Origin of the sequence: Bacillus sp. A01H, from assembly GCF_045277205.1 — a bacterium.
GTDB lineage: Bacteria > Bacillota > Bacilli > Bacillales > Bacillaceae_G > Bacillus_A > Bacillus_A paranthracis.
The window spans coordinates 3,731,236-3,745,086 of the sequence record NZ_CP117702.1 but is presented as its reverse complement, the minus strand read 5'-3'; the positions used below and the strand labels follow the sequence as shown (position 1 = coordinate 3,745,086).

The window sequence follows — 13,851 nt, the reverse complement described above, 5'->3', positions numbered from 1 at the left end:
AGGTGAGGGGTTTTCCTGCGTGTAAGAGTAAAATGAAGAGGTGCGAATAAATGAAACAAAGTATGGTATTCAGTCCTACATTACGTGAAGTTCCAGCTGATGCGGAGATTAAGAGTCATCAGTTATTACTTCGTGCAGGTTTTATGCGTCAAAATGCTTCTGGTATTTATAGTTTTCTACCATTTGGATTAAAAGTACTACACAAAGTAGAACGTATCGTTCGAGAAGAAATGGAGCGCGCAGGTGCTGTAGAATTATTAATGCCAGCGATGCAAGCTGCAGAATTATGGCAAGAGTCAGGTCGTTGGTATTCTTACGGATCTGAATTAATGCGTATGAAAGATCGTAACGCTCGTGAATTTGCATTAGGAGCGACACATGAAGAAGTAATTACGGATCTTGTACGTGATGAAGTGAAATCGTATAAAAAATTACCGTTAACATTATATCAAATTCAAACAAAATTCCGTGATGAACAAAGACCTCGTTTCGGTTTATTACGTGGAAGAGAGTTTCTAATGAAAGATGCATACTCTTTCCATGCTACGCAAGAGAGCTTAGATGAAGTGTACGATCGCTTATACAAAGCATACTCTAACATCTTTGCTCGTTGTGGCTTGAATTTCCGTGCGGTTATTGCTGATTCTGGAGCAATGGGTGGAAAAGATACACATGAATTTATGGTATTATCTGATGTTGGTGAAGATACAATTGCATACTCTGATACATCTGATTATGCAGCGAACATCGAAATGGCTCCTGTTGTAGCTACGTATACGAAGAGTGACGAAGCAGAAAAAGAGCTTGAAAAAGTAGCAACACCAGACCAAAAAGCAATTGAAGAAGTATCTGCATTCTTAAACATCGAAGCTGAAAAGTGCATTAAGTCTATGGTATTTAAAGTAGATGAGAAATTAGTAGTGGTACTTGTTCGTGGTGATCATGAAGTAAACGATGTAAAAGTGAAAAATGTATACGGTGCTTCCGTTGTTGAGCTTGCCTCTCATGAAGAAGTAAAAGAATTATTAAATTGTGAAATTGGTTCATTAGGTCCAATTGGTGTAACAGGTGATATCGAAATTATTGCTGATCACGCTGTAGCATCAATTGTCAACGGATGTTCAGGAGCGAACGAAGAAGGATTCCATTATGTAAATGTAAATCCAGAACGTGACTTTAAAGTAAGTCAATATACGGATTTACGATTCATTCAAGAAGGAGACCAATCTCCAGACGGAAACGGAACAATTCTTTTCGCACGCGGAATTGAAGTTGGTCATGTATTTAAATTAGGAACTCGTTATAGTGAAGCAATGAACGCAACATTCCTAGATGAAAACGGAAAAACACAACCACTTATTATGGGTTGTTACGGCATTGGTGTGTCTCGTACAGTGGCAGCAATTGCAGAGCAGTTTAATGATGAGAACGGTTTAGTTTGGCCAAAAGCTGTTGCACCGTTCCATGTGCATGTAATTCCAGTGAATATGAAGTCTGATGCACAACGTGAAATGGGTGAAAACATCTACAACTCATTACAAGAGCAAGGATATGAAGTATTACTAGATGATCGTGCAGAACGTGCAGGTGTTAAATTTGCTGATGCTGATTTATTCGGCCTTCCAGTTCGCGTGACAGTTGGTAAAAAAGCAGACGAAGGTATTGTAGAAGTGAAAGTACGTGCTACAGGTGAGTCTGAAGAAGTAAAAGTAGAAGAACTTCAAACATATATTGCTAATATTTTAAAATAGGAAGAGGTACCTCGTAATGAGGTACCTTCTCTTTCTTTGTAAACGTATTTTGTAAAAGAAGAAGGGAGAAATCTTTCTTTGTAGTACGTTTCAATTTATAATAGCAAATGGAAGGAGAGTGCTTATGTCTTTAACAAATGAACAAAAAGAGCGATTTCAAATTTTGCTCCAGCAGTTGCAAATACCAGACGACCTTATAAATCAATATTTACAAGGCGGTGGTATTGAAAGGCTCGTTATCGATAAAGCGAATAAAAGTTGGCATTTTAATTTACAAGTGCCACGTATTTTGCCTACAGAATTATATGAATTGCTAGAAACAAAGCTTAAGCAATCATTTTCTCATATTGCAAGAACAACATTTGCATTAGAAACAGAGAACAAACAATTTACTGAAGAAGAAGTGAGGGCGTATTGGCCACTTTGTACGGAACGAATTACATTTTCACCTATGTTTGCTTATTTAAAGAAGCAGCTTCCGCAGGTCAATGGAGTGAAGTTACTTATAAATGTGAATAATGAGCTGGAATCTACTGCTTTAAAGAAAAACGTTGCGAAACCAGTAGGGGATCAATACGAGGCTTTTGGATTCCCGCGTTTCCAGTTAGACACACATATACAGCAAAATACAGAAGAAATGCAAAAGTTTCGTGAGCAAACGCAGCAAGAAGACCGCGAGCGTGTTATACAAGCTATGGAAGAAATGGCGAAGAAGCAAGCTGAAGAAAGCAGCGTTGTGCATGAAGGGCCGATCACACTCGGGTATCTTATTAAGCCAGATGAAGAGATTACACCAATGCGAGAAATTCAAGATGAAGAAAGAAGAAAAACAGTTCAAGGATATGTCTTCCATGTGGAAACGAAAGAGCTTCGTAGTGGACGTACGTTATTAACTTTAAAAATAACGGATTATACAGATTCGATTATGATCAAAATGTTCTCACGTGATAAAGAAGATATTCCAATGCTACAATCCTTGAAAAAAGGAATGTGGGTGAAGGCTCGTGGTTCTGTTCAAAATGATACATTTGTTCGAGATTTAGTAATGATTGCAAATGATATTAATGAAATAACAGGACCGTCTCGTAAAGATAAAGCACCAGAAGGCGAAAAACGAGTAGAGCTCCATCTTCACACGCCAATGAGTCAAATGGATGCTGTTACTCCAGTTTCTAAGCTTGTTGCTCAGGCTGGTAAATGGGGGCATGAGGCTATTGCCATTACAGACCATGCTGTTGCACAGTCATTCCCAGAAGCATATTCAGCTGGGAAAAAAGCCGGAATTAAAGTTATATATGGTGTGGAAGCAAACTTAGTGAATGACGGTGTACCAATAGCGTATAACGAAGCGCATCGTTTACTTGCAGAGGAAACGTATGTTGTTTTCGACGTTGAGACGACAGGTTTATCAGCTGTATATGATACAGTTATTGAGTTAGCTGCTGTAAAAGTAAAAGGCGGCGAAATTATTGACCGCTTTGAATCTTTTGCAAATCCGCACCAACCATTATCGGCAACGATCATTGAATTAACAGGTATTACAGATGATATGTTAACCGACGCACCAGAAGTGGACGAAGTGTTTAAAAAGTTTGAAGAATGGATGGGCGACCATACACTTGTTGCTCATAACGCAAGCTTCGATATGGGCTTTATTAACGTAGGATTTAAAAAAGCTGGTTTAGAAAAAACAAAAAATCCAGTAATAGATACGTTAGAGCTTGCACGATTCTTATTCCCAGAAATGAAAAATCACCGTTTAAATACGTTGTGTAAAAAGATGGACATTGAATTAACTCAGCATCACCGTGCGATTTATGATACAGAAGCAACGGGATACTTACTAGTGAAAATGTTAAAAGATGTAATTGAAAAAGGTTTTGAATATCACGATCAATTAAACGATAGTATGGGACAAGGGGATGCATATAAGCGCGGGCGTCCAAGTCATATGACATTACTTGCTACATCGGATGTTGGATTGAAAAATTTATATAAACTTGTTTCATATTCTCATTTAAATTACTTTTACCGTGTACCACGAGTACCAAGATCACTATTAAAAAAGTATCGTGAAGGTATTTTAGTAGGAACGGCTTGTGATAAAGGTGAAGTGTTTGAGGCGATGATGCAAAAAGCTCCTGAAGAGGTAGAAGAAATTGCGCAGTTCTACGATTACATTGAAGTAATGCCACCAGAAGTGTTACGTCATTTAGTAGAGCGTGAACTCGTTCGAGATGAGGGACAATTAAAAACAATTATTTCTAACTTAGTAAAACTAGGTGAGACGTTAGATAAACCAGTTGTGGCTACAGGAAACGTGCATTACTTAAATCCAGAAGATGCAATGTATCGTAAAATTTTAGTAAGTTCACAGGGTGGAGCGAATCCGTTAAACCGACATTCATTACCACCTGTACATTTCCGTACAACGGATGAAATGTTAGAGTGTTTCTCATTTTTAGGTGAAGACGTAGCGAAAGAAATAGTCGTAACGAATACACAAAAGATTGCATCATTAATTGGTGATGTTCATCCAGTAAAAGATGATCTATATACACCGAAAATTGAAGGTGCAGATGATGAAACGCGTGATATGAGTTATAAAATGGCGCGTAGCATTTATGGTGAAGAGTTACCTGAAATTGTAGAAGCGCGTTTAGAAAAAGAATTAAAAAGTATCATCGGGCATGGATTCGCCGTAATTTATTTAATTTCACATAAGCTTGTGAAAAAATCGTTAGTAGACGGATATCTAGTAGGTTCGCGTGGATCGGTAGGTTCATCATTCGTTGCAACGATGATGGAAATTACAGAAGTAAATCCATTACCACCACACTATGTATGTCCGAAATGTAAGCAATCAGAATTCTTTAATGATGGTTCTGTAGGTTCTGGTTTTGACTTGCCAGATAAAGAATGTCCAACTTGTAATATTCCATATGTAAAAGATGGACATGACATTCCGTTCGAAACGTTCCTTGGATTTAAAGGAGATAAGGTACCCGATATCGATTTGAATTTCTCCGGGGAATACCAACCACGTGCCCATAACTATACGAAAGTACTATTCGGTGAAGATTATGTATATCGTGCAGGAACGATTGGTACAGTTGCGGAAAAAACTGCTTATGGATATGTAAAAGGTTATGCAAATGATCATAACTTAACAATTCGAAATGCAGAAATTGACCGCTTAGTAGCAGGATGTACCGGTGTAAAACGTACAACAGGGCAGCATCCAGGTGGTATTATCGTTGTGCCAGATTATATGGACATTTTTGATTTCTCACCAATACAGTATCCAGCAGATTCAATAGGTGCTGAGTGGAGAACAACACACTTTGACTTCCACTCTATTCATGATAATTTACTGAAGCTTGATATACTAGGACACGATGATCCGACAGTTATTCGTATGTTACAAGATTTAAGTGGTATTGATCCAAAAACAATCCCAACGGACGATCCAGAAGTAATGAAAATTTTCTCAGGGCCAGAATCGTTAGGCGTAACGGAAGAACAAATTAACTGTAAAACAGGTACACTTGGTATACCAGAGTTTGGTACGAAATTCGTAAGACAGATGTTAGAAGAGACGAAACCGACGACGTTCTCAGAGTTAGTCCAAATTTCTGGATTATCACATGGTACGGACGTATGGCTTGGTAATGCAAACGAGTTAATTTATAACGGTACATGTACGCTGAGTGAAGTTATCGGTTGTCGTGATGACATCATGGTATATTTAATCTATCAAGGTTTAGACCCATCATTAGCCTTCAAAATCATGGAGTCAGTACGTAAAGGTAAAGGTGTACCAGAAGAATGGGAAGAGGACATGAAAAGTAATAATGTACCAGGTTGGTATATTGATTCATGTAAGAAGATTAAGTACATGTTCCCGAAAGCCCATGCGGCTGCTTACGTACTTATGGCTGTGCGTATCGCATACTTTAAAGTACATTTCGCGCTTTTATTCTATGCGGCATACTTTACGGTTCGTGCAGATGACTTTGACGTAGAAGCGATGGCAAAAGGTTCAGCATCTATACGTGCAAGAATTGATGAAATTGCGCAAAAAGGTTTAGATGCAGCACCGAAAGAGAAGAGTTTATTGACTGTACTAGAAATGACACTTGAAATGTGTGAGCGTGGATACTCATTCCAAAAGGTGGATTTATATCGCTCACATGCAACAGACTTTATTATTGATGGAGACTCATTAATCCCTCCATTTAATGCGGTGCCTGGTCTTGGTACAAACGCAGCTTTAAGTATTGTGGAAGCACGCAAAAATGGAGAATTCTTATCAAAAGAAGACTTGCAGCAGCGTAGTAAGGTTTCGAAAACAATTATTGAGTATTTAGATAGTCAAGGTTGTTTAGGTGATTTGCCGGATCAAAACCAGTTATCGCTGTTCTGATAGGTAGGAAAAGTCTTTGCAAATCAACATTTGGTATGGTATACTATTAACCGAGATAACCATGTCATGTATATTGTGTGAAAAGAAGAGTGGGGAAACCCACTCTTTCGTGTTACTATCTACATTTTATTGATGTGGAGAGGTAAGAAATTTCTGTCGTATATACATATTTTGTTACAAGTTTTACTTCTTAAATTTGGTAATACTAAGACAGATATTCCCTGCTTAACGGCAGGGGCTTTTGTTAGCTAACGAGAAAGAATAAGATAGACCGTTCTATGGACGGGGTCTTTTCTTGTGAATGGTACATGGCGGCAGGAAGGAGGCTGTTTATGGATAAGAAAGTCACAGAAGTTGTAGAAGCATTTGCGCAGCCAATTGTTGAAGAGTTAAATCTTGAACTTGTAGATGTAGAGTATGTGAAAGAAGGACAAGACTGGTTCTTACGCGTATTCATCGATTCTGAAAAGGGAGTCGACATTGAAGAATGCGGTGCGGTGAGTGAACGTTTAAGCGAAGCTTTAGATAAAGAGGATCCAATTCCTCATCTTTACTTTTTGGATGTGTCATCTCCTGGAGCAGAACGTCCATTAAAGAAAGAGAAAGACTTCCAGCAAGCGGTAGGAAAACAAGTGGCAATTAAAACATATGAGCCGATTGATGGTGAAAAGATGTTTGAAGGAAAAATGCTTTCCTACGATGGTACTACAATTACACTATTATTAACAATTAAAACACGTAAAAAAGAAATCCAAATTCCAATGGACAAAGTTGCAAATGCGCGACTTGCTGTTACGTTTTAGTTAGAAGGGGGATCTTCATGAGCACTGAGTTGTTAGATGCCTTGCTCGTATTAGAGTCAGAAAAAGGAATTAGCAAAGATATTATTATTGATGCGATTGAAGCAGCGTTAATCTCTGCTTATAAACGCAATTTTAACCAAGCACAAAACGTTCGTGTGAGCTTTAACCCACAAGTGGGAACAATCCAAGTTTTAGCACGTAAAGACGTTGTTGATAATGTGTTTGATCCACGTCTTGAAATTTCTGTTGAAGAAGCAAGACAAATTAATCCAAACTATCAAGATGGTGACGTACTAGAAATTGAAGTAACACCAAAAGATTTCGGTCGTATTGCAGCACAAACTGCAAAACAAGTTGTAACACAACGAGTGCGTGAAGCTGAGCGTGGTGTTATTTACTCTGAGTTTAGTGACCGTGAAGAAGATATCATGGTTGGTATCGTACAACGTCAAGATGCTCGTTTCATCTATGTAAGCTTAGGAAAAGTAGAAGCTTTATTACCTGTAAGTGAGCAAATGCCAAACGAACAATACAAACCACATGATCGTATTCGCGTATTCATTACGAAAGTAGAAAAAACAACAAAAGGACCACAAATTTACGTATCACGTACACATCCTGGTCTTTTAAAACGTTTATTCGAAATGGAAGTTCCTGAAATCTATGATGGAACGGTTGAAATTCGTTCTGTAGCACGTGAGGCAGGAGATCGTTCTAAAATCTCTGTACATGCAGAGAACATTGATGTGGATCCAGTAGGTTCTTGTGTAGGACCGAAAGGACAACGTGTACAACGCATTGTAGACGAACTAAAAGGTGAAAAGATTGACATCGTTCGCTGGTCAAATGATCCAGTAGAATATGTTGCCAATGCTTTAAGCCCATCACAAGTTGTGAAAGTACTTGTAGATGAAGAAGAAAAAGCAACAACAGTTGTTGTTCCAGACCACCAACTGTCATTAGCTATCGGTAAACGTGGACAAAATGCACGTCTTGCAGCTAAATTAACAGGTTGGAAAATTGATATTAAGAGTGAGTCTGATGCGAAACAACTTGGTATTGTAACAGAAGAAGATAGCGTAGTCGCATTCGGATTCGATTCTGTTGAAGACGAAATCGAATAGAGGTGATGAGTATGAGCAATCGAAAAGTTCCGTTACGAAAATGTGTTGCAACGCAAGAAATGAAATCAAAACGAGAGCTCGTTCGCATTGTTCGTTCCAAAGAGGGAGAAGTGTCTATTGATTTAACTGGAAAGAAATCAGGACGAGGTGCTTATTTATCAAAAGATAAAGAAAGCATTCTTCAAGCTCAAAAGAAAAATGTTTTGGAACATCATCTAAAAGCGAAAATCGACAGTTCTCTTTATGAAGAACTTCTTGAGCTTGTTGAGAAGGAGTCGAAATAAGTGTCCGATTGGAAATCGTTTTTAGGACTAGCAAACCGGGCTCGAAAAATTATTTCGGGTGAAGAACTCGTTTTAAAGGAAGTACGAAGTGGCAAGGCAAAACTTGTGTTGCTATCTGAGGATGCGTCAGTAAATACTACAAAGCGTATCACGGATAAAACGACGTACTACAACGTACCAATGAGAAAGGTCGAAAATCGACAACAATTAGGGCATGCGATTGGGAGAGATGAGCGAGTCGTTGTAGCTGTGTTAGATGAAGGCTTTGCGAAAAAGCTGCGTAGCATGCTCGATACAAATTACCGGGGGTGAAGGTATGAGTAAAATTCGAGTGCATGAATATGCGAAAAAACATAATATCTCAAGTAAAGATCTTATGACAAAACTAAAAGAAATGAATATCGAGGTTTCGAATCATATGACAATGTTAGACGATGAAGTAGTAAACAAATTAGATAATGAGTATCAAGCTGAAAAACCTTCTGTTGCAGATGAGTTTGAAGTAGAAGAAAAAGTTGTTCGTAGTAAAAAGAACAGCAATAAGAAAAAGAAAAAAGGCAAAGGAAATGAAGATAAGCGTCAAGAGAACTTTGCTGGAAGACAACAAACACAAACTGTAGAAACACCAGATAAAATTACTTTCTCTGGAAGTCTTACAGTAGGTGATCTTGCTAAGAAATTAAGCAAAGAGCCATCTGAAATTATTAAAAAGCTCTTCATGCTTGGAATTATGGCAACAATTAACCAAGATTTAGATAAAGATACAATTGAGTTAATTGCTAACGACTACGGTATTGAAGTAGAAGAAGAAGTAATTGTAAGCGAAACTGAGTTTGAAACATTCATCGATGAGCAAGATGATGAAGAGAACTTAAAAGAGCGTCCAGCTGTAGTTACAATCATGGGACACGTTGACCATGGTAAAACAACATTGCTTGACTCTATCCGTAACTCTAAAGTAACTGCTGGTGAAGCGGGTGGAATTACTCAGCATATTGGTGCATACCAAGTTGAAGTAAATGACAAGAAAATTACATTCTTAGATACACCTGGTCACGCGGCGTTTACAACGATGCGTGCTCGTGGTGCACAAGTAACGGATATTACAATCCTTGTTGTTGCAGCTGATGACGGTGTTATGCCACAAACAGTTGAAGCAATTAACCATGCGAAAGCAGCAGGAGTACCAATTATTGTTGCTGTGAATAAAATGGATAAACCAGCTGCGAACCCTGATCGCGTAATGCAAGAACTAACAGAATATGAATTAGTTCCAGAAGCATGGGGCGGAGACACAATTTTCGTACCAATTTCTGCGATTCAAGGCGAAGGAATTGACAACTTACTAGAAATGATTCTTCTTGTAAGTGAAGTAGAAGAGTATAAAGCAAATCCAAACCGCTATGCAACTGGTACTGTAATCGAAGCCCAGCTTGATAAAGGTAAAGGAACTATTGCGACATTACTTGTTCAAAACGGTACGCTTCGAGTAGGAGATCCAATCGTTGTTGGAACTACATTCGGTCGTGTTCGTGCAATGGTAAGTGATATTGGTCGTCGTGTAAAAGTTGCTGGTCCATCAACTCCTGTTGAAATTACAGGTTTAAACGAAGTACCACAAGCAGGAGATCGTTTCATGGCATTCGCTGATGAGAAGAAAGCTCGTCAAATCGGTGAATCACGTGCACAAGAAGCGTTACTTGCTCAACGTGGTGAGAAATCTAAATTAAGCCTTGAAGATTTATTCCAACAAATCCAAGAGGGCGATGTAAAAGAAATTAACTTAATTGTGAAAGCGGACGTACAAGGTTCTGTAGAAGCAATGGCAGCATCACTTCGTAAAATTGATGTTGAAGGTGTTAAAGTTAAAATTATCCATACAGGCGTAGGTGCGATTACAGAATCTGATATCATTTTAGCTTCTGCATCTAATGCAATTGTAATTGGATTTAACGTACGCCCAGATGTAAATGCGAAGCGTACAGCTGAATTAGAGAACGTTGATATTCGTTTACACCGCATTATTTATAAAGTAATCGAAGAGATCGAAGCAGCGATGCAAGGTATGCTAGATCCAGAATTTGAAGAAAAAGTAATCGGTCAAGCAGAAGTACGTCAAACGTTTAAAGTAACAAAAGTTGGAACAATCGCAGGTTGTTACGTAACAGATGGTAAAATTACACGTGATAGCGGCGTGCGTATTATCCGTGATGGTGTGGTAATCTATGAAGGTCAACTTGATACGTTAAAACGTTTCAAAGACGACGTAAAAGAAGTTGCTCAAAACTATGAGTGTGGTATTACAATTGAGAAATACAACGATCTTAAAGAAGGGGACATCATTGAAGCGTACATTATGGAAGAAGTGAAGCGATGATTATCGCTTCTCTCTCATTTGAGTGTATGATTTACGATGTGCATTCTTTAAAAGAGAAACGAGCAATTTTGCAACGGGTGTTAACTCGTGTGAAACAGCGTTATAACGTAGCTGTTTCAGAAGTAGGGCATCAAGATGTATGGCAACGTACAGAAATTGCGATTGTTTCCGTATCCTCAAATCGTGTTATTTGTGAAAAAGAAATGAATCGTGTACTTGAGTATATCGATTCATTTCCTGAAATTGAACGTACGATAACACAATTGGAATGGTATTGAATGAGGTGAAGAGTTATGAAATTACGTGCAAACCGTGTAGGCGAGCAAATGAAAAAAGAATTAGGCGACATCATCAGTCGTAAAATTAAAGATCCACGTGTCGGATTTGTTACTGTAACAGATGTACAAGTGAGTGGAGATTTACAAATTGCTACAGTGTATATTTCTGTTTTAGGTGATGAAGAACAGAAAGAAAGTACACTAAAAGGTTTAGCGAAGGCAAAAGGCTTCATTCGTTCAGAAATTGGCCAACGTATTCGTCTTCGTAAAACACCTGAAATTTCCTTTGAATTTGATGAATCTATCGGATATGGTCATCGAATTGATACACTTTTACATGAAATTAATAAAGAAGGTAAACGTGAAGAATAATGGATAGACATTTGTCTATCCATTTTTTCAATGTAAAATAAGTTTTGAATAAGTATTATGAAAGAATTACGATGAGGTGAGCATATATGGAAGGTGTAGTATTATTACATAAGCCAAAAGGCATGACATCACATGATTGTGTATTTAAATTAAGAAAGATATTGCGTGAAAAACGAATTGGTCATACAGGAACATTAGATCCAGATGTAACAGGAGTATTGCCTATTTGTGTTGGACGAGCAACGAAGATTGCACAATTTTTAACAAGTGAAACGAAAACATATGAAGGGGAAGTAACATTAGGGTTTTCAACAACAACTGAAGATGCTTCAGGTGAAGTTGTGGAAACGAAACATGTAGATCGTGTTATTACTCGTAAAGAAGTGGAGGAGGTTCTTGCCGCATTAACAGGTACGATTGAGCAAATGCCTCCGATGTTTTCGGCTGTAAAAGTTAACGGAAAAAAATTATATGAATATGCAAGAGCAGGACAAGAGGTTGAACGTCCAGTTCGTACAATTACAATTCATGAATTTGTATTACTAGATGATCGTGAAGTGTTTGAAGGAGAAAATATTTCATTCCGTTTCCGTGTAACGTGTAGTAAAGGAACATATGTAAGAACATTAGCGGTAATGATTGGTGAAAAACTTGGTTTTCCATCACATATGTCTCACCTTGTAAGAACGGCTTCAGGTGAATTTGTATTAGAAGATTGCATATCATTTGAAGAAATTGAAGAAAACGTGCAAAATGGAACAGTAGAGTCTATCTTCATTTCAATTGATGAAGCATTAAGTAAGTTCCCGAAAATGGTTGTAGATGAAAAGCAAGCAGAAAAAATAAAAAATGGTATGTTCTTAAAAAATGAATTGCAAATAACGGCGCCATTTATAACAGTGTTTGATAAAAACGATCGCTGCCTTGCAATTTATGAGCACCATCCAAAGCACCCTGGTATGCTAAAGCCGATGAAAGTACTTGTGAATAATCAAGAACTAAAGCTATAATGAATTATTGGAAGGATTATTACAGAAAAAGGTGAATTCAAGCGTGAAACTTATTCATTTAACTCATCCACATGAACAAAATAAATTAGAATTACCACCTACTGTAATGGCATTAGGATTTTTTGATGGCATTCATTTAGGACATCAATGTGTGATTCGAACTGCGAAACAAATAGCGGATGAAAAGGGATATAAAAGTGCAGTGATGACATTTTATCCGCATCCATCTGTTGTTTTAGGTAAAAAGGAAGCGCATGCGGAGTATATTACACCAATGTGTGATAAAGAAAAAATAGTCGAGAGTTTAGGAATCGATATATTATATGTTGTTAAATTCGATGAATCATTTGCAGGCTTATTGCCACAACAATTTGTAGATGATTATATTATTGGTTTAAATGTAAAGCATGTAGTAGCAGGGTTTGATTATTCATATGGACGTTTAGGAAAAGGAAAGATGGAGACTTTACCATTTCATGCAAGAGGGGAGTTTACACAGACTGTGATTGAAAAAGTTGAATTTCAAGAAGAGAAAGTAAGTTCTACGGCATTACGAAAGTTAATTCGAAATGGCGAAATGGAGCAAATTCCATCTATTTTAGGTAGAGCATATACAGTAGGAGGAACGGTTGTACACGGTGATAAACGTGGACGTCAAATTGGTTTCCCAACAGCTAATGTAGGTTTAAGTGATGAGTATCTATTACCACCTGTAGGTGTTTATGCAGTGAGATTAAAAGTTCACGATGAATGGTACGATGGTGTATGTAATATTGGATATAAACCAACCTTTAAAGAAGATGAGCGCCAACTATCTATTGAAGTGCACTTATTTGAATTTAACAAAGACATATATGATCAAAATGTTACAGTAGAGTGGCATATGCGTATAAGAGAAGAGAAGAAATTCAATGGCATCGATGAGTTAGTTGAACAAATCGCAAAAGATAAGAAAACAGCACAAGAATATTTTGCGAACGAAAATAATATACTTGCTTTTTCAAATGAAAAGTAGTATTCTATGTTATGTACTTTATGACAACCATTGCTTGGCATTGCGACTCACCGACGCTTGCTAGGTAATCGGGGGTTTAATTAATAGGAGGTGAAATAGGATGGCTTTAACACAAGAGCGTAAAAATGAAATCATTGCACAATTTAGAACTCATGAGACTGATACTGGTTCTCCAGAGGTTCAAATTGCTGTCCTAACGGAGCAAATTAACACTCTAAACGAGCACTTACGTACTCACAAGAAAGATCATCATTCACGTCGTGGTCTATTAAAGATGGTTGGTAAACGTCGTAACTTACTAACTTACCTTCGTAATAGCGATATCACACGTTACCGTGAATTAATCACAAAGCTTGGCTTACGTCGATAGTCAAAGAAGCGGGAATATTCCCGCTTTTTTGTTAGGTAAAA

12 protein-coding genes are annotated in these 13,851 nt (G+C 37.7%); all 12 read left to right on the top strand.

Features of this window, described 5'->3' with window-relative positions; all coding sequences use genetic code 11:
* Positions 1-50: 50 nt before the first annotated feature.
* The 12 genes from PSR14_RS19660 to rpsO all read left to right on the top strand — a co-directional run bounded on the left by PSR14_RS19660 (position 51) and on the right by rpsO (position 13,810).
* Complete coding sequence (locus PSR14_RS19660; protein ID WP_098486974.1) at positions 51-1,751, top strand: proline--tRNA ligase; 1,701 nt, start codon at positions 51-53, stop codon at positions 1,749-1,751.
* Between the two features lie 124 nt (positions 1,752-1,875).
* Positions 1,876-6,177: a PolC-type DNA polymerase III gene (locus tag PSR14_RS19655; protein WP_000059980.1), complete on the top strand. Its 4,302-nt coding sequence runs from the start codon at positions 1,876-1,878 to the stop codon at positions 6,175-6,177.
* 332 nt (positions 6,178-6,509) lie between these two features.
* Positions 6,510-6,980, top strand: coding sequence for a ribosome maturation factor RimP (rimP, locus tag PSR14_RS19650; protein WP_000359097.1), 471 nt, complete (start codon positions 6,510-6,512; stop codon positions 6,978-6,980).
* A gap of 17 nt (positions 6,981-6,997) precedes the next feature.
* The gene (gene nusA / locus PSR14_RS19645; RefSeq protein ID WP_000102609.1) at positions 6,998-8,104 is read left to right on the top strand and encodes a transcription termination factor NusA; all 1,107 of its coding nucleotides are present in this window, start codon (positions 6,998-7,000) and stop codon (positions 8,102-8,104) included.
* Positions 8,105-8,115: 11 nt separating this feature from the next.
* A complete protein-coding gene (rnpM, locus tag PSR14_RS19640) occupies positions 8,116-8,388 on the top strand; it encodes an RNase P modulator RnpM (protein WP_000071128.1) in 273 nt (90 codons plus the stop codon).
* Entirely contained in the window at positions 8,389-8,700 is a 312-nt protein-coding gene (locus PSR14_RS19635) for a YlxQ family RNA-binding protein (protein WP_001286523.1), read from the top strand.
* Between the two features lie 4 nt (positions 8,701-8,704).
* Entirely contained in the window at positions 8,705-10,765 is a 2,061-nt protein-coding gene (gene infB, locus PSR14_RS19630; RefSeq protein WP_000036342.1) for a translation initiation factor IF-2, read from the top strand.
* Positions 10,762-11,043, top strand: coding sequence for a DUF503 domain-containing protein (locus tag PSR14_RS19625; RefSeq protein ID WP_000582364.1), 282 nt, complete (start codon positions 10,762-10,764; stop codon positions 11,041-11,043). Before infB ends, PSR14_RS19625 begins: the two co-directional genes overlap by 4 nt.
* A 15-nt stretch (positions 11,044-11,058) precedes the next feature.
* Complete coding sequence (gene rbfA / locus PSR14_RS19620) at positions 11,059-11,415, top strand: 30S ribosome-binding factor RbfA (protein WP_000776443.1); 357 nt, start codon at positions 11,059-11,061, stop codon at positions 11,413-11,415.
* Positions 11,416-11,501: 86 nt separating this feature from the next.
* Positions 11,502-12,425: a tRNA pseudouridine(55) synthase TruB gene (gene truB, locus PSR14_RS19615; RefSeq protein WP_000399341.1), complete on the top strand. Its 924-nt coding sequence runs from the start codon at positions 11,502-11,504 to the stop codon at positions 12,423-12,425.
* Positions 12,426-12,468: 43 nt separating this feature from the next.
* Positions 12,469-13,440: a bifunctional riboflavin kinase/FAD synthetase gene (gene ribF, locus PSR14_RS19610; RefSeq protein WP_000766710.1), complete on the top strand. Its 972-nt coding sequence runs from the start codon at positions 12,469-12,471 to the stop codon at positions 13,438-13,440.
* 100 nt (positions 13,441-13,540) lie between these two features.
* Positions 13,541-13,810: a 30S ribosomal protein S15 gene (gene rpsO / locus PSR14_RS19605; RefSeq protein ID WP_001229392.1), complete on the top strand. Its 270-nt coding sequence runs from the start codon at positions 13,541-13,543 to the stop codon at positions 13,808-13,810.
* The last annotated feature ends 41 nt before the right edge of the window (positions 13,811-13,851 follow it).

Excerpts from the sequence above, each read along its gene's own strand:
- rimP (WP_000359097.1), top strand. The coding sequence starts at position 6,510 with ATGGATAAGAAAGTCACAGAAGTTGTAGAAGCATTTGCGCAGCCAATT.
- rnpM (WP_000071128.1), top strand. The coding sequence starts at position 8,116 with ATGAGCAATCGAAAAGTTCCGTTACGAAAATGTGTTGCAACGCAAGAA.
- rbfA (WP_000776443.1), top strand. The coding sequence starts at position 11,059 with ATGAAATTACGTGCAAACCGTGTAGGCGAGCAAATGAAAAAAGAATTA.
- nusA (WP_000102609.1), top strand. The coding sequence starts at position 6,998 with ATGAGCACTGAGTTGTTAGATGCCTTGCTCGTATTAGAGTCAGAAAAA.
- rpsO (WP_001229392.1), top strand. The coding sequence starts at position 13,541 with ATGGCTTTAACACAAGAGCGTAAAAATGAAATCATTGCACAATTTAGA.
- infB (WP_000036342.1), top strand. The coding sequence starts at position 8,705 with ATGAGTAAAATTCGAGTGCATGAATATGCGAAAAAACATAATATCTCA.
- truB (WP_000399341.1), top strand. The coding sequence starts at position 11,502 with ATGGAAGGTGTAGTATTATTACATAAGCCAAAAGGCATGACATCACAT.
- PSR14_RS19625 (WP_000582364.1), top strand. The coding sequence starts at position 10,762 with ATGATTATCGCTTCTCTCTCATTTGAGTGTATGATTTACGATGTGCAT.
- PSR14_RS19660 (WP_098486974.1), top strand. The coding sequence starts at position 51 with ATGAAACAAAGTATGGTATTCAGTCCTACATTACGTGAAGTTCCAGCT.
- PSR14_RS19655 (WP_000059980.1), top strand. The coding sequence starts at position 1,876 with ATGTCTTTAACAAATGAACAAAAAGAGCGATTTCAAATTTTGCTCCAG.